Source organism: Fundidesulfovibrio butyratiphilus (genome assembly GCF_054657235.1).
In genome coordinates, this window is record NZ_BAAHXA010000001.1 from 251,512 (window position 1) to 268,052 (window position 16,541).

The 16,541-nt window shown below is 63.2% G+C and carries 13 protein-coding genes; 2 read left to right on the forward strand and 11 right to left on the reverse strand.

All coding sequences use genetic code 11. From position 1 onward, the window contains the following. Positions 1-219: 219 nt before the first annotated feature. From rpoD to ACYQ01_RS01220, 8 genes are all read right to left on the reverse strand, one after another. Positions 220-1,989, reverse strand: a complete 1,770-nt coding sequence (gene rpoD / locus ACYQ01_RS01185; protein WP_459932006.1) for an RNA polymerase sigma factor RpoD — start codon at positions 1,987-1,989, stop codon at positions 220-222. Then, positions 1,986-3,725: a DNA primase gene (gene dnaG, locus ACYQ01_RS01190; RefSeq protein ID WP_459932007.1), complete on the reverse strand. Its 1,740-nt coding sequence runs from the start codon at positions 3,723-3,725 to the stop codon at positions 1,986-1,988. Before dnaG ends, rpoD begins: the two co-directional genes overlap by 4 nt. A gap of 86 nt (positions 3,726-3,811) precedes the next feature. After that, a complete protein-coding gene (locus ACYQ01_RS01195) occupies positions 3,812-6,151 on the reverse strand; it encodes an endonuclease MutS2 (protein WP_459932008.1) in 2,340 nt (779 codons plus the stop codon). 132 nt (positions 6,152-6,283) lie between these two features. Further along, the gene (locus ACYQ01_RS01200) at positions 6,284-6,730 is read right to left on the reverse strand and encodes a GatB/YqeY domain-containing protein (protein ID WP_459932009.1); all 447 of its coding nucleotides are present in this window, start codon (positions 6,728-6,730) and stop codon (positions 6,284-6,286) included. A 2-nt stretch (positions 6,731-6,732) separates the two neighbouring features. After that, positions 6,733-6,933: a 30S ribosomal protein S21 gene (gene rpsU / locus ACYQ01_RS01205; RefSeq protein ID WP_459933872.1), complete on the reverse strand. Its 201-nt coding sequence runs from the start codon at positions 6,931-6,933 to the stop codon at positions 6,733-6,735. A gap of 338 nt (positions 6,934-7,271) precedes the next feature. Continuing rightward, positions 7,272-7,544: an HU family DNA-binding protein gene (locus ACYQ01_RS01210; protein WP_459932010.1), complete on the reverse strand. Its 273-nt coding sequence runs from the start codon at positions 7,542-7,544 to the stop codon at positions 7,272-7,274. A gap of 146 nt (positions 7,545-7,690) precedes the next feature. Then, on the reverse strand, positions 7,691-8,569 hold the full coding sequence (gene rsmA, locus ACYQ01_RS01215; RefSeq protein ID WP_459932011.1) for a 16S rRNA (adenine(1518)-N(6)/adenine(1519)-N(6))-dimethyltransferase RsmA: 879 nt from the start codon (positions 8,567-8,569) through the stop codon (positions 7,691-7,693). Continuing rightward, positions 8,566-9,879, reverse strand: coding sequence for an O-acetylhomoserine aminocarboxypropyltransferase/cysteine synthase family protein (locus tag ACYQ01_RS01220; RefSeq protein ID WP_459932012.1), 1,314 nt, complete (start codon positions 9,877-9,879; stop codon positions 8,566-8,568). The genes rsmA and ACYQ01_RS01220 overlap by 4 nt, the downstream gene beginning before the upstream one ends. 157 nt (positions 9,880-10,036) lie before the next feature. Here ACYQ01_RS01220 and ACYQ01_RS01225 point away from each other — a divergent pair, with 157 nt between their 5' ends. Continuing rightward, on the forward strand, positions 10,037-11,668 hold the full coding sequence (locus ACYQ01_RS01225; RefSeq protein ID WP_459932013.1) for an FAD-dependent oxidoreductase: 1,632 nt from the start codon (positions 10,037-10,039) through the stop codon (positions 11,666-11,668). 145 nt (positions 11,669-11,813) lie between these two features. Here ACYQ01_RS01225 and ACYQ01_RS01230 read toward each other — a convergent pair whose 3' ends face one another. Both ACYQ01_RS01230 and pgm read right to left on the reverse strand, forming a co-directional pair. Then, positions 11,814-12,296, reverse strand: coding sequence for a hypothetical protein (locus ACYQ01_RS01230; protein ID WP_459932014.1), 483 nt, complete (start codon positions 12,294-12,296; stop codon positions 11,814-11,816). Positions 12,297-12,450: 154 nt separating this feature from the next. Continuing rightward, a complete protein-coding gene (gene pgm, locus ACYQ01_RS01235; RefSeq protein WP_459932015.1) occupies positions 12,451-14,097 on the reverse strand; it encodes a phosphoglucomutase (alpha-D-glucose-1,6-bisphosphate-dependent) in 1,647 nt (548 codons plus the stop codon). Positions 14,098-14,424: 327 nt separating this feature from the next. Between pgm and ACYQ01_RS01240 the strand changes: the two genes are divergently transcribed. After that, a complete protein-coding gene (locus tag ACYQ01_RS01240; RefSeq protein WP_459932016.1) occupies positions 14,425-16,176 on the forward strand; it encodes a dipeptidase in 1,752 nt (583 codons plus the stop codon). A gap of 119 nt (positions 16,177-16,295) precedes the next feature. Here ACYQ01_RS01240 and ACYQ01_RS01245 read toward each other — a convergent pair whose 3' ends face one another. Beyond that, a complete protein-coding gene (locus tag ACYQ01_RS01245) occupies positions 16,296-16,538 on the reverse strand; it encodes a hypothetical protein (RefSeq protein WP_459932017.1) in 243 nt (80 codons plus the stop codon). Positions 16,539-16,541 lie beyond the last annotated feature (3 nt).

Below are 16,541 nucleotides of genomic sequence, written 5' to 3' on the forward strand. Positions count from 1 at the left end.
GACAATCGCCGATTGTCAAGAAAAGTTCAATCATCGCTTCACATTTTGTTGCGTGAAACGAAATGTTTTTCCTCCCGGGCAAGGGGCCGCAAAGGCAAAGGCCAGGGAACGGATTCCCTGGCCTTTGCCTGAACTCTGGAAGCTTTTAAAAGAGTATGGCGCGCATCAAAGAAGCGCAGGTCTGGAAAAACGCGTGGATGCGTTTCCAGAGACGCGGTGCTAGCTTTCGTAGTAACTGCGCAGATGCTGGCTGCGCACCGGGTGCCGGAGCTTGCGCAGCGCCTTGGCCTCGATCTGGCGGATGCGCTCGCGGGTGACGTTGAAGAGCTTGCCCACTTCTTCAAGGGTGTGGTCGCTCTTTTCCCCGATGCCGAAGCGCTTGCGCAGCACCTGTTCCTCGCGCGGGGTCAGGTCGGAGAGCACCTTGGCGATCTGCTCCATGAGCTTGGTGTTGACCACTTCCTCGGCCGGGGCCAGGGCCTTCTTGTCCTCGATGAAATCTCCCAGGCTCGAATCTTCTTCGTCGCCGATGGGGGTTTCCAGGGAGATGGGCTCCTTGGCGATCTTGAGCACCTTTTTCACCTTTTCGAGCGGGTAGTCCATGCGCTCGGCGATCTCCTCGGGCGTGGGGTCGCGGCCGAGTTCCTGCACAAGGTAGCGGGAGGTGCGGATGAGCTTGTTGATGGTTTCGATCATGTGCACGGGAATGCGAATGGTGCGGGCCTGATCCGCTATGGCGCGGGTTATGGCCTGCCTGATCCACCAGGTGGCGTAGGTGGAGAACTTGTAGCCGCGTTGGTACTCGAACTTGTCCACGGCCTTCATCAGGCCGATGTTGCCTTCCTGGATAAGGTCGAGAAACTGCAAGCCGCGGTTGGTGTACTTCTTGGCGATGGACACCACCAGGCGCAGGTTGGCCCGGATGAGTTCCTGCTTGGCCCGCTGGGCGGCGTTGTTGCCGCGCTTTATGCGCCACAGCACCTCTTCGAGATCCGAAACGTGGTGGCAGCATTTGTCTTGCAGACGGGTGAGGATTTCCATCTTGGCCATGATCATTTCCTTGAAGGAAAAGACCTCCTCCACGGTCATGGCCAGGGCCTCGGCGGCCAGCATGGGGTTGATTTCGCGGGCTTCCATCTGGGTGAACAGGGACTGAATCTCGGACTGGGTCTTGCCGGTGGAAAGAATGTAGGCCGACAAGTCGCGCTGGCAGTTGTGCATCTGGCGCACGTAGTCTTCGACGGTCTCGATGACCCGATCAATCAGGGTCTTTTCCAGCTTGATGTCGCGCAAGCGGCCGACCACTTCTTCCTTAAAAGCGATGATCTCGCGTTGCACGCCGGCCACGCGGCGTTCCAGACAGGCGCAGGAATCCAGCTTGGAGTAGATCTTGCGCCGTTTCTTGAAGATGCCCTTGAGCTCTTCGAGCAGAAAGATGACCCGCTGGCGCTGGTTCATCTCGTCTTCGGAGGGGTCGTCTTCTTCGATGGTCTTGACCACGTCCTTGAGCTTGATGCGTCCGATCTTGAGGTCTTCGCCCACCTGGATCAGCTCTTCGATGGCCACGGGCACCTCGACCAGGGCGTAGAGCACGTCCATTTCGCCGCCTTCGATCTTCTTGGCGATGGTCACCTCGCCGTCGCGATCGAGCAGGGGCACGGCTCCCATTTCGCGCAGGTACATGCGCACCGGGTCGGTGCTGCGCGAGGAGTAGTCCAGGGCGTCCTCGGACTCGGTGAGTTCGAGTTCGGCTTCGGCCGGTTCTTCTCCTTCGGCCGGGATCACTTCGATCTTGCGCACCTCTTTGTCGGTGTCGACAATGGCGATGTCCATGGAGTCGAAGATGGAGATGACCTCTTCGATCTGCTCCGGATTGGTGGACAACTCCGAGGGCAACGCCTTGTTCACCTCTTCAAAGGTCAGGAACCCTTTTTCCTTTCCCTTGGCGATGAGGCTTTTTATCTGCTGTATATCTTTGATATTGCTCACGCATTCCTCCCCAAAAGATCACTTAAGGCCCGATAGAGACGCGCCTCTTCCGCACCGTCTCCCCTGTCGTGCGCCAGGCGCATGGCCAAGGTGAGTTCCCGCTTGCGCCCTTCCAGGCTTTCGCGGTCGATGAACGAGCGTATATCTTCCCACCAGCTGACCACTTCGCCTTCGGAAAGTCGGGTCTTGCTGGAACACTGTCCCCAAAAGCTCTTCTGGCGTTCGTCCAGAAACGGCAGCACGTCCTGGCCGGGATGCGCGGCCAGCACGGCAAAAAAGGACCGGGCGCGGTCCGTGGAAAAGCGTTCGTCCAGGCCCAGGCGATCCATTTCCACCACGTAGCCCGGTGCCCGGATGGCGAACTCGAGCAACTCGGCGTCCTTTTTCGCTCCCGGGGAAAGGCTGGCCCGGCTGCGGGGCGCGCGTCGGCCCTCATGGCTTCCGGCGGTCTGGGACCGTCCGCCCTTGGCGCGCCCGGCGGCCAGGGTGCGCAGTTCATGTTCCGCCAGGCCCAGCCCCTGGGCCAAACGCGTCAGCAGCACGGCGCGCTCCTGCGCTCCGGGCAGTTCGTCGAGAAAGGCAAGCGCCCACTCCACCACCTCGGCCGACGATCCCTTGCGCCGCATGGTGGAAAGGCAGAAATCCAGGCCCTCGCGAGCCGTGTCCAGCACCCGGGAAAACGCCTGGGCCCCGCCGGACTTGAGCAGGCTGTCGGCGTCTTCGCCCTGGGGCAGCAGCGCGGCCTTGCAGGCCACGCCCTGGGCGATGAGCATCTGGGCGCTGCGCAAGGCGGCCTTTTCGCCGGCCGCGTCGCCGTCGAAGACCAGGGTCACCTGTCGGGTCAGGCCGGACAGACGTTTCACCTGAGTCTGGGTGAGCGACGTGCCCAACACCCCGCAGGCATGGGGAAACCCATGCTGATGCAAGGCGATGACGTCCAGATATCCCTCGGTGAGCAAGGCTGAATTTCCCCGGTTGAGATGGACCCTGGCCTGGTGCAGGCCGAAAAGATGCTCCCCTTTCTTGTAGATGGGCGTGTCGGAGCTGTTTATGTACTTGGGCTCTCCCTGGGCCATGATCCGTCCGCCGAAAGCCACCACCTTGCCCGAAAGTTCGTGGATGGGGAACATGAGCCGGTCGCGAAACCGGTCCCACACCCTGCCCTGCTCGTTGCGGCTGAGCAGGCCGGCGGTCACGGCCTCCTGGGCCTGGAACCCGCGTTGGGCCAGAAAGTTTTCCAGTCCATGCCAGTCCGCCGGGGCGCACCCCAGTTGAAACCGTTCCACCATCTCGCCCGCAACGCCGCGCCGATGCAGGTAGTCCCTGGCCGTGCGCCCCTCGGGCGAGGCCAGGCACTGGCGAAAAAAGTCGCGCGCCAAGGCGTGCATTTCCCCAGCCGCCTGGCGCTGTCTGCGGGCCTTTTCCTTCTTGGGGTCGGACCGGAATTCCCCCAGGGTCATGCCCGCTTCCCGGGCGAGCTGCTCCAGGCCTTCGCGAAAGTCCAGGCCATTTATCCGGCAATAGAAATCGATGACATCCCCGGTCGCCTGGCAGCCGAAACAATAGAAGAACCCTTTTTCCACGTTCACGGAAAACGAGCCCGTCTTTTCGTTGTGAAACGGACAAAGGCCCACCAGTCTCCCTCCAACCTGACGAAGCGAAACGTATCGCCTGACTATATCGACCAGATTGAGCCGAGACTTGAGGGCTTGTATATCCCCGCTTGCATGTTTCATGGGCAGTGGCCAGTCGGTCGGGAAACTACGTAAGTCCGAATGCCGGGCAGGCAAGGGGCCTGGCGGGTTTTTCCCGTTTCCGGGAGCTATTTTATATCCACCACGGTCATGCCGTCGCCGCCGTGTTCTTCCGTGGCCACATGGTAGCCGGCAACCACGGGGGAATCCTTCAGAAAGGCATGCACTTCGCGCCGAAGCGCGCCAGTGCCCCGGCCATGCACCACCTCCACCTGGGACGCGCCGCGCAGGATGGCCCGGTCCAGAAAACCGGCCAGCTCGCTTATGGCCGCGTCGGCCCGCAGGCCGCGCAGGTCAAGGGTCAGCACCGGACCGAGGACAGGCTTGGCCGGCGTTTGGACCTTGGTCGGCAGGCTGGGCTTGGACTGTCCGCCCACGGCGTCCGGGCGCAGGTCGTCGAAGCCGGCCCACAGGCTCACGCCGCCCATGTCCACCTTGACCTGGCGACGTTTTTCGTCCTTGTCGCGCACCACGCCGGGCCTGTCCCAGCCCGACAGGCGAACCCGCGTTCCTTCGGAGAGCGTTTCCCAGACCAAACCGGAAGGGGCGGCCGCCCCGCCCGGCCGTTCGGCCTCGTCGTGCTTTTCCGCCAGGGATTCGGCCGTGCGGCGCACCTCGGCGAGTTCCTTGAGGGCCTGCTTGCGGCCGATCTTTTCGGCCTGTACGGCGCGCAGGAGTTCCTGGGCCTTGGTCCGCAGTTCGGCGAGCAGCCGGGTCCGGTCGCGTTCGAACACTTCGGCCAAGTGTTTGCGTTTCTGTTCCAGCTTGCCGCGTTGGCGGGTCAGCTCGTCCACCTCGCGCTCGCGGGCCAGGGCCAGTTCGTTCAGACGATCGAAAAGTTTGGCCGTGTCCGCCCCTTCCATGAGCAAGTATTTTTGGGCCTGTTCGAGAATTTCCTCGGCCAAGCCGCAGTCGCGGGCCACGTCCAGGGCCACCGAAGCCCCCACCTGGTCGTAAGCCAGCACGTAGAGGGGCTTTTTGGTCTTGGGATCGAAAAGCATACTGGCCGAGCGCACGCCCTCGCGGGCCAGGCCGTAGGCCTTGAGCGCGGGAAAGTGGGTGGCCGCGGCCACGTAGACGCCCCTATCGAGCATCTTGTCCACCACGGCCTGGGCCAATGCCGCTCCCTGGGCCGGGTCCGTGCCGGCCCCGAACTCGTCGAGGATGACCAGCGAAGTCCCCCCCAGGCTGGACCAGACTCGGCTCAATTGGCTGATCTGGGCGGTGAAGGTGGAAAGGTGATCCTCCAGGCTCTGTTCATCGCCCATGAAAACGAAAATTTCGTTCCAGAACGGCAGGCGACTGCCTTCGCGCACCGGAACCGGCAGGCCGGAAAGGACCATGAGGGCGCAAAGCCCCAGGGTCTTCAGGCACACGGTCTTGCCGGCCGCGTTGGCTCCGCTGATGATCAGGGCGCGCTGTCCGGGCCTGAGAACAATGTCCACGGGCCGGGCCTTGCCACTCTCGGCCAGGGCCAACAGGGGGTGCCTGGCTCCAAAGAGCTCCACCGGGGCTTGCGCTCCCACCTCGGGAACCTGGCCGTCGAAGAGTCCGGCCAGCTTCACCTGGGCCAAAAGGACGTCCATGTCCACGGCCAGGGCGTAGGCCCCGCGCAGTTCGGCCTCCTCGGCCCGGGCCAGGCCGGTGAGATAGGCCAACACCTTGAGCTCTTCCTCGCGCTCCTCGCGCTTGAGTTCCTGCAGGCGGTTGTTCACCTCCACCAGGAACATGGGCTCGAAATAGCAGGTTTCTCCGGTCTGGGAATAGTCGTGGATGATGCCGTGCAGACGTCCCTTGAAATTCGTCTTGAGGGGCAGGACGTAGCGGTCGGAGGAAATGGTCATGAAGTCGTCCTGCAGGTAGGACGCCAGTCCCTCCTTGCTCACGAAATCCTTGACCTGGCTGGTGCAGCGCTGATGGATGCGCCGGATTTCCTGCCGTACGGCGAACAGTTCCGGGGAGGATTCGTCGCGCAATCCCCCGTCGCGGCCCAGGCAGCGTTTGAGGGCGGGATGCAGGCGGGCGGGCCATCCGCCGGAGAGCGCCATTTCGCGCAGCAACGGCCAGCGCTCGGCCGACTCGTCATCCGCGAAGGCGTCACGCAGGGTTTTGGCGGAGTCGAGGGCTTCGCGCACGGCCCACAGGCCGTCGGCGTCCAGGGAGGTCCTGGCCTGGCCGAGGAAAACGAACACGCCGTCCAGGGGAGGAAACGCCCCCACGGCGAGACCCTTGACCGGCGCGCAGTCCATGGCCTGGCGCAGGATCTCCTGACGCCGGACGAGCGCGGCCGAATCCTCCAAAGGCGCGATGTCCAGGCAGGCCTGGGCTCCGGCTTCGGATACGGCCAGGCGCGAGAGCCTGGTCAGGAGCTTGGGAAATTCCAAATGAGAAAGGCAGCGTGGGTCCATGTACGACCTTTGGCCAGCCGTTAAGGGATTGGGTTCGAAAGCGGACAGTGCCCGCGCGGACCGAGGACGCGACCGAAGCGACTGGGCGGATGCCGCGCCAACCGAGCCAGGGCCGAACGAAAAGGCCGCTTGTCAGGAAGAAAGTCTGGCCTTGACCAGCTCGCTCACGAGCTTGCCGTCCACTCGGCCCTTGTTGGCTCCGAGCACGGCCTGCATGACCTTGCCCATGTCCTTGAGGCTCGTGGCCCCAAGGCTGGCCACGGCCTGGTCCACGGCCTTGGCGGTCTCTTCGGCGGTGAGGGCTTGGGGCAAATAGTCCCGCAGCACCTCCAGCTCGGCCCGCTCCTTGTCGGCAAGGTCGTTGCGTCCGGCCTGGGAGAATTGGTCGATGGACTCCTGGCGCTGTTTGACCTGCTTGGCCAGCACGTCGAGCAGTTCGTCGTCGGCGAGGGGACGACGCAACTCGACCTGCTTGTTCTTGGCGGCCGTCTTGAGCATCCTCAAGACGGCCACCCGAACGTCATCCTTGGCCTTGTAGGCGGCCACAAAGTCCGTTTCTATGCGTTGTGAGAGGCTCATGATTACATCATGTTGATTTTGCGCATTTTCTTGAGAAGCCGTTTACGGGCGGCAGCCTTCTTCTTTTTGCGCATGACGCTGGGCTTCTCGTAATGCTGCCGCTTTTTGAGCTCGGAGAGGATGCCGGCCTTCTCCACCTGCTTTTTGAAGCGGCGCAAAGAGATATCGAAGTTGTCGGTTTCCTCGAGATAGACACCGGGCAAGACAATCACCCCCTCTCCGTTCCGGTCTGTGCCGGACGCTCGGCAAATTCTTAATTCAATAAAGCAGGGAAAGATACCCCACGGGATCGAACCAGGCAAGCACTTTTTTTCTCGGCCAAAAAAACCGCCCGGCCAGAGGCCGGGCGGAAATAGGCCAACAAGCTTTCGCGCCGCGAACCGCATGTGGTCTCTTTCGGTATGCGTGCCGTCGATGCCGACAAAATTCCCAGATGTCGCCATCGGCGGCTAAACGGTCGAGCGCAAATCGGACGCCAAACACCCAAGGAAGATTACGGACCACGCGCCCCCCCGCACGCGGCATTCTCCCGCGGTGCGAGTTATTTTACAGCGTCTTTGAGCAGCTTGCCGGGACGGAACTTGACCACCTTGGAAGCGGGGATCTGGATTTCTGCTCCGGAACGGGGGTTGCGACCGGTACGGGCCTGGCGTTCTTCGACCAGGAAGGTGCCAAAGCCGGTCAGGGTCAGTTTGCCTTCGGACACCAGGGTGGATTCCACCGCTTCGAGAAAGGCGTTGAGCGCTCTTTCGGCGTTGGCTTTTGTGACACCGGCCTTCTCAGAGATTTTGACTACCAGATCAGCCTTCGTCATCTGTCTGTTCCTCCTCGGGTAATGCCGACGTTTCGCGTTCACGCCGGTTGTTGGCATAAGTGGTGGCATGCCGTCGGCGATTGTTTGGGCCAAGTCGCCAAATTTGGCCGTGATACAGCGCCGATGCCGGCTCAGGAGTATAGTAATCAGGTCTCTTTGTCCAGAGAAGAGCCCTGGGATTGCGGTTTGTCGGCCTGTTTCCCCTTTTCGATCCGATACGGAAATTTTCCGTTTTCTTCCGGGTCCAGGTGGCGCAAAAGTCCCATCATCTGGATCGGGGAAAGCTCCTCGGGTCTGGACATTGGGCCAAGACCTTGATTTTCAAGGTACTCGATCCAGGAAGGCGCTCCACTTCGTCCCAGGATCGATCCCAACTGCTTGCGTCGATGACTAAAGAGCCCTTTCACCAACGCGGCAAGCCCGACGGGGTTGGCCGGGAGGTCGCGTTCCGCCAGGGGCGTGAACTCCACAACCGCCGAATCGACCTTGGGACGGGGACGAAAAACCCCCGGTGGAACCACGAACAGTTTTCGCGCGCGCACATGGCTTTGCAGCCAGACCGAAAGCCCTCCGTACTGTTTGGTGCGCGGCGCGGCCACCACCCGGTCCGCCACCTCGTTTTGCACCATGAACACCGCCCGGCGAAAGGTGCGCACGGTTCTGGCGATGTCCCACATGAGCGGAGAAGCCACATTGTAAGGCAGGTTGGAGACCAAGCGCAGTCCGGGCAAGGCGTCGAGCCGGGACCAGTCCACAGCCAGGGCGTCGACCGCGGCCACGCCCAGATCGGGATGCAGCCGTTTGAGCTCCTCGGCCAGGGTGGTGTCTTTTTCCAGGGCGAGCACCCGCCCGGCGGCGGACTCCAGGAGAAATCCGGTGAGCGCGCCCCGGCCAGGGCCGATTTCGACCACCGTATCGCCCGCTTCGATGCCCACGGCGGTCACGATGCGCCGGGCCACCCCGGGGTCGACCAGGAAATTTTGTCCCAGGCTGCGCTTGGGCCTGGCGGCGAAGGGCGTGCTCACGCCTGGCTCGCGGCCAGGGCCTGGTCCAGGTCGGCCAGGATGTCGCCGATGTCTTCGAGTCCCACGGAAATGCGCACCAGATCGGGGGGCACGCCGGCGTCCACCAGCTCCCGCTCCGTAAGCTGCGAATGGGTGGTGGACGCCGGATGGATCACCAGGGTCTTGGCGTCGAGGATGTTGGCCAGATGGGAGCACAACTTGACCGAGTCGATAAACTTGCGTCCGGCCTCCTGCCCGCCCTTGACGCCGAAGCCGAACACCGCCCCGGGGCCGTGGGGGAAATAGGCCGTGGCCCGTTCATGATCCTTGTGGCCGGGCAACGCCGCGTAGTTGACCCAGCTCACGGCCGGATGTCCGGCGAGATGCTCGGCCACGGCCAGGGCGTTCTCGCAGTGTTTGACCACCCGAAGAGGCAGGGTTTCGAGTCCCTGCAGGAGCAGAAAGGCGTTCATGGGAGCCAGGCAGGCCCCGGTGTCGCGCAGCATGCCGCAGCGGGCCTTCAGGGCGAAGGCCGAGCTGTTGTGGCGCGTGCCGTCGAACCCGTTGAAGGTCTGCCAGAAATTGATTCCGTGATAGGAAGGATCGGGCTCGGTGATTTCGGGAAATCTGCCGCCCTGGGACCAGTCGAAGCCGCCCTGCTCCACGAGGGCTCCGCCGATGGCGTTGCCGTGGCCGCCGATGATCTTGGTCAGCGAGTACACGGCCAGGTCCGCGCCGTGGTCGAAGACGTTGAGCATGGGCGGCGGCGAGACCGTGGCGTCCACGATGAAGGGCAATCCCCGCTCGTGGGCCAGGCGGGCGATGGCGTCCAGGTCGTCCACGTTGCAGCGGGGGTTGCCGATGGACTCGGTATAGAAGAGTCGGGTGTTTTCGTCGGCCGCCCGGGCGAAGTTCTCCGGGTCGGACGAGTCCACGAAACGGGTCTCGATGCCGAAGCGCTTGAGCGTGTGGGCGAACAGGGTCACCGTGCCGCCGTAGAGATTGGTGGACGAAACGATGTTCTGCCCCGCCGCCGCGATGGTGGTCACGGCGTAGAAGATGGCGGACATGCCCGAAGCCACGGCCAGGGCCGCCTGTCCCGAATGCAGGGACGCCAGGCGATTTTCCAGCACCTCGGTGGTGGGGTTCATGATGCGGCTGTAAATGTAGCCGGGTTCCTTGAGCCCGAAGAGATTCGCGGCGTGTTCGGCGTCGCGAAAGGTGTACGACGAGGTCTGGTAGATGGGCACCGCTCGGGAATGGGTCTGACAGTCGGGGGTCTGTCCGGCGTGCAGGGCTCTGGTCGCTATGCCTGGCGTCTTGTCCGGCATGGAAGCGCTCCTTGGTTTTGGTATGAATCGTACCGACTCGACAACGGATAGCAAACAAGCTTCAAGCCCGTCCTTGCGAGACAGGGGGAAAAAGGGCTACAAGAGCCATGACCAAGACCTTAAAGCCGGCGCGCCGCGCCTCCATAAGGAAAAAATCATGGCTGAAAACGCTGCTCCACCCAATGACGCGCAAAACGAGTGGTTCTTGCCGGAAAAGAACCGTCAGCAGTTGACGGAACTCTTCGCCGAGCTTGTCCACCCGGTAAACATCCATATTTTCACTTTACCCGGCGCGGGCGACGTATTCAACGATTTCTTGATCCATTTCGCCCGCGACTTGGCCAGGGTATCGGACAAGATTCTCCCCCACTACCATACTATAGGGGACGAAATGTCCCAGTCCAAGGGCGTGAGCCACTCGCCCACGTTGCTCATCGAGCCGGAGCGCTATTCCATCGGCTTTCTGGGCGCGCCCCTGGGAGAAGAAGGACGCAGTTTCGTGGAAGCCGTGCTCATGGCCTCCAAACGGGATTCGGGCTTGAGCCCTGCCTCGCGGGAAATCCTGGCCGATTTGGAGGAACCCCGGCTGGTTCAAGTGTTCGTGAGCCCCACGTGTCCCTACTGTCCGCCCCAGGTGGTGAACGCCTTTCGGGCGGCGGTGGAGCGGCCCGGCCTGGTGGAGGCCTGGTGCGTGGAGACCAGCCAAGCGCCCGCCCTGGCCGAACAGAACAAGGTGGGCAGCGTGCCGCACACCCTGTTCGCCGGCAAGCTGGCCGTGGTGGGGCAGGAGCCCGAAGCCCGCTTCATGGCCGAACTGGTCACCCTTGAAGAAGTGGAGTCCCTGTTCGGCAAACCGCACTTCGCGCCCGGCGAGACCGTCTCGGTGGATCTGCTTATCCTCGGGGGCGGGCCAACCGGTCTGACCGCCGGCATCTACGCCGGCCGGGCCGGGCTCAAGACCCTGGTGCTGGAAAAGACCGCCATCGGCGGCCAGGTGAGCCTGACCCCGGTGGTGGAGAACTACCCCGGCTTTCGCAGCGTGCCCGGCGTGGCCCTCATGGAGATGACCGCCGCCCAGGCCCGACAGTACTGCACCATTCTTCTCGACGAGGTCCTGCAGCTTTCGGCCGGACCGGCCGGCATCAAGGCCAGGACAGCCTCGGTGAACATCGAGGCCAGGGCCCTGCTCCTGGCCACGGGCGCGAAATGGAAGCAACTCGGCGCGGTCGGCGAAAAGGAGTTTTTCGGTCGCGGGGTCAACTACTGCGCCACCTGCGACGGCTATCTGTACAAGGGAAAGACGGCCCTGGTGGTGGGTGGAGGCAACACCGCCCTGACAGACGCCCTGTATCTCAAGAATTTGGGCGTGGACGTGGCCCTTGTCCACAGACGCAAGGAGTTCCGGGCGGAAAAGCATCTGCAAGAGTCCCTGGCCAGGGAAAGCATCGCCACCCACACGCCCTGCGTGGTGGAAGCCATCCTGGGCGAGGAAAAGGTGCGCGCCGTGCGCTTGCGCGACCTGGACACGGGAGTGACCCGCGAGGTGAAGACGGACGGACTTTTCGTGGCCATCGGCGAAGCGGCCAACTCCGAAGCCGCGGCCAGGCTCGGCTGCGAATTGACCGAAGCCGGGGACGTGGTGGTGGACGCGGGCATGCGCACCAATGTGCCCGGAGTCTATGCCGCCGGAGACGTGACCGGAGGGGTGCGCCAGATCGTTACGGCCGTGGGCCAAGGCGCCACCGCGGCCTTGTCCATTTTCGAGGACCTGGCCAGACAAAATTCCTGAGAAAGCCCCGGGGGATGTTGGGGCGTGGGTTCGCCACATCGCCCCGGGCCCGCGTTTTCGTCCGGTCCGAAAGTGCTCGCCCCTGCGGGAAGACGGCTTTTCCTAAAACGTCGCGCCCGGGAGGAATGTCCCTTCCGGGCCGCTGTCATGGGCCTGGCGCGTACAGCACGGAGCAATCAAAACTGGGCTGCCCGGCGAGCACGGCCTGCACCACGCTGAGGCCGGCCGGGTAGGCCCTGGGCCAACCGGAAGGCGAATAGGCCAGGAATCGGGAGTCCAGGTAGGCTATGGCCTTGGACTGCATGTTCACGGCGAAGCGCACTTCCAGAAACAGGCGCCCCGCCCGGACCTGATCGGGATCGCGCGTGGGCGGGCACACGGTCGCCTCGGGCACGTCGAGTCGGTATTCGGCCGTGACCTTGACCAGGGCCTGTCCGTCCTGGCCGGTGTAGCTGTCCCAGAGCTGCGATTTGAAGGCCGGATAGGCCGAGAAAGCCAATCCCACGGTCACGGTGGGATTTTCCGGCAAGAAGCCGGCCTTGACCACGGCCACCGGGGAGTTGGTGCACGAACGCACCAGCAGACATCCCGTCAGCAGGGCGAACACGACAAGGTACAGTGGACGCATACCGTTGGCCCTTGTTTCTTGCGGGGGCCGCGAAGCACGTGCGTGGCGCTTTCGCGGACCCCCACGCGAAGATTCGACGTTTCGCTCCCAAGACTCTTTCCGTCCTCCGGGAACGCGTTGTTCGCGTCGTGGTTCTTCAGTCGTTGCCGTCCGGTCACTTCCCGGCGGCGAAGGCCTTGTCAAGCATGGCTCTGGCCTCTTCCTGGATGTGGCGCAAGTGTTCTTGCCCCAGAAAGCTCTCCGCGTAGATCTTGTACACGGGCTCCGTGCCCGAAGGCCTGGCCGCGAACCAACCGTCGGCCGCCACCACCTTGAGTCCGCCGATGGGCGCGTAGTTGGCCGGCGCGCGGGTGAGCTTGGCCGTGATGGGCTGGCCGGCCAAGGTCTCGGCCGTGACGCTTTCCGGCGTGAGCTTGGCGAAGGCCGCCTTGCCGGCCGGGGTCAGGGGGGCGTCCACGCGTTCGTAAACCGGCGCGCCGAAGCGTTCGGTCAGCCTGGAATAGATCACGAACGGATCCTCGCCGGTTCGGGCGGTCATTTCGGCGGCCAACAGGTCCATGATGAACCCGTCCTTGTCCGTGGTCCAGACCGTTCCGTCGCGACGCAGGAACGAAGCGCCGGCGCTCTCCTCTCCGCCGAAGCCGTAACTGCCGTCGAGTAGGCCGGATACGAACCACTTGAAGCCCACCGGCACCTCGCACAATCTGCGCTTGAGGCAGGCGGCCACCCGGTCGATCATGGCGCTCGACACCAGAGTCTTGCCCACGGCCGCGTCGGAGCGCCAGTTGGGCCGGTGCTGGAACAGATACCAGATGGCGGCGCACAGGTAGTGATTGGGGTTCATGAGCCCGCCTTCGGGCGTGACGATGCCGTGCCGGTCGTAGTCGGGGTCGTTGCCGAAGGCCACGTCGTAGCCGTCCTTGAGGCCGATGAGCCGGGCCATGGCGTAGGGCGAGGAGCAGTCCATGCGGATTTTGCCGTCGCGGTCCACGGTCATGAAGGAGAAGGTGGGGTCCACGGTATCGTCCACCACGCTCAGGTCCAGGTCGTAGCGTTCGGCGATGGGCTCCCAGAACTCCAGGCCGGACCCGCCCAGGGGGTCGACCCCGATCTTGAGTCCGCTCTGGTGGATGATGTCCATATCCACCACGTTTTCCAGGTCGGCCACGTAGGGGGCGATGAAATCGTGCTCGGCCAGACACCCGGCCTTGAGGGCGGCGGAGAAGTCCATGCGGCGCACTCCGGCCAGGCCCTTGGAAAGATAGGCGTTGGCCAATTCCTCCACTGCGGCGGTGATGGAGGTGTCCGCCGGACCGCCCTGGGGGGGATTGTACTTGAAGCCGCCGTCCTGGGGAGGATTGTGCGAGGGCGTGATGACCACGCCGTCCGCCAGGCCCGAGGTCTTGCCCCGGTTGAAGGTCAGAATGGCGTGGGAGATCACCGGCGTCGGCGTGTAGCCGCGCCAGTCGTACCGGGCGCCGACTTCGTTGGCGGCCAGCACTTCGAGGGCCGTGGCCATGGCCGGGGTGGACAGGGCGTGGGTGTCCTTGCCGATGTAGAGCGGGCCGTCGATGCCGTTTTTGGCCCGCCAATCGCAGATGGCCTGGGTGGTGGCCGCGATGTGGGCCTCGTTGAACGAGCCCGTCAGAGAGCTTCCTCGGTGGCCCGAGGTGCCGAAGGCGACACGCTGGGCCGGGTCCGAGCCGTCCGGCTTGACGGTGTAGTAGGCGCTGACCAGCTTGGGGACGTCCACCAACAGCGAACGCGGAGCGTGGCGACCGGCAAGGGGATGGATGGGCATGCGGAAACTCCTTGTGGTTTCCGACACATTAGCCAACCTGCGGGTCCGATGTCCATAGGATTGCCGCCCGGGAGGGCGGTTTCGCGCCAAACGTTTCGCGTGGTTTCTCTCGGGACGACTTTAGATTCGGACCGGGCCAATCCAGACTTTCGCAGTTCCCTTCTTGAACAATTCGCCTGGCGACTCTATGCGGCTTCTGATATGGCGACGCCCAGGATGTTCACTCTTTTTTCGTCTCTTTCCCGCCTCGAATCGGTCACAACGAAAAACAATCGTTCGTTGTTGATGTCATGGTCGCCACCCGCAATGGAGTCCAAGGAGTACACAATGAAATTGCTGGTTCTTGTCGCCCTCGTGTTTCACGTGCTGTTTTCGCAGAACATCGCGTATTCCGCCTGCACCACAACAATTGTCACCAAGGGGGCCAGCGCCGACGGTTCCGTCATGGTCAGTCACTCCGATGACGACGAACTCATGGACCAATCCATCGTCTACGTGCCCGCAAAGGACTGGCCCAAGGGAGCCAAACGCCCCGTATACGACTCCGCGGCGGCAATAGCCGCGAATCCCGCCACGCACACCTACTCGGTGCCGCGCCTCTCGGACCCGAACCGCGCCCCCGGGTACAACCATCCCAAAACGCCGCGCACCATCCCGATAGGCTTCATTCCCCAGGTGCGACATACCTACGCCTATCTCGACGGCAACTACGGCATCCTGAACGAACACGGCCTGATGTTCGGCGAATGCACGGACGGCGCTTTCAATACCTGCAAGGCGGAACCAGGCAAGCGCATCTTCTATTCGTCGGAGCTGTCGCGCGTGGCCCTGGAACGGTGCAAGACGGCCCGGGAGGCCCTCCAGCTCATGGGTGAGCTCATCGAACGGTACGGCTATTTCGGCACCGGCGAGACCCTGACCGTTGCCGACAAGGACGAAGCCTGGGTCATGGAAATGGCCCCGTCGCCCGCGGGCGTCGGCGGACTGTGGGTGGCCCAGCGCGTTCCGGACGGTGAATTTTTCATCGCCGCAAACGAATTTCGCATTCGCGACATCACCCCGGACAATCCGGACCAAATGTACGGAAAAACCCTGTTCGAAACGGTCGACAAGTTTGGGATGCGCAACCCCAAGGACCCCGCCAAGCCCATGGATTGGCTGACCACCGTGAGCGAAGGCGAATACAACCATCCCTACTATTCGTTGCGCCGGGTGTGGCGGGCGCTTTCCCTGGCCGCGCCCTCCCTCAACCTGCCGGCCTGGGTGGAAAACGGGACCACGCGGGCCTATCCCTTTTCCGTCAAGCCGGACAAGCCCCTCGCTCTGGCCGACCTCAAGCGCATGCATCGGGACCACTACGAGGGCACCGAGTTCGACCTGACCCAGGGAATCGCCGCCGGCCCGTTCGGCAACCCCAACCGGGTCCTGGGCCCCACCGATCCCAGCGGCGACGTGACTCCGGCCAGGAAGCTCCAGGGCGCATGGGAAAGACCGCTGGGAATGGTCTACAGCGGCTATACCTACATCAACCAGTACAAGCCGGACGAGCCCGCTGCGTTGGCCGCCGTCTGTTGGATGGCCCTGGACACGGCGGCGGAATCCGTCTTTGTGCCTTTGGCGGTGGCGCCCCTTCCGAAGGGCTACGAACAGGGCGATACTCGCCACTTTTCCAATGATTCCGCCTGGTGGACGTACGCCCTGGTGGCCGAATACGCCAATACCCGCTACAGCCTCATCGCCAAGGACATTCACGACCGCGCCTGCCGCGTGGAGCACGACGCGGTGAAGCGGGTGGCACAGTTGAGGAAGCATTGGAAGGCCAGGGCGGACAAGGACCCCAAGCACGCCCAGGCCGAATTCTCCAAGGTGCTGTGCGCCTCGGCGGAAGAGACCACGCAATCGTGGCGGGAGTTCTTCCCGGAACTGGTGGCCAAGTATTGCCAGGGATTCGTCAACAGCCCGGACAAGATGGCCGTAAAGGTCGGCTATCCCGAGCAGTGGCTGGAACGCACCAATTATTTCACCGGTCCGACTTCCTATGAAAAGGCCAAGCCGGAAACACCGAAGGCCGAGCAGTAGCGAACCGGAACTCAGGGTGGCGGATCAGGTTCCGACACCGCGCGAGAGTCGATAAACGAGGCCGTTTGCCGGATGAATATTTCCGGCAAACGGCCTCATGCATGGCGCAATGTGGATTGCTAAAGATAGTCCGGGTCGATGCCCGCCCGGCCCGAGGCGGTCATGAGCTTCATGAAGCGCACGGTGCGGTCGTCGGCCGGCACCACGGGAAAGCGCTGCCGGCAGGAGTCGCAATGCGCCATGGTGGGTTTGGTGGGGGCCACCAGGGGCACCTCCCGGGCGCAGAACGGACAGGGATAGAGAAACACCAATTCCATGTTCACCGGCTTGACCGGCGTGAGGGGCTTTTTCTTTTCGGACATGGC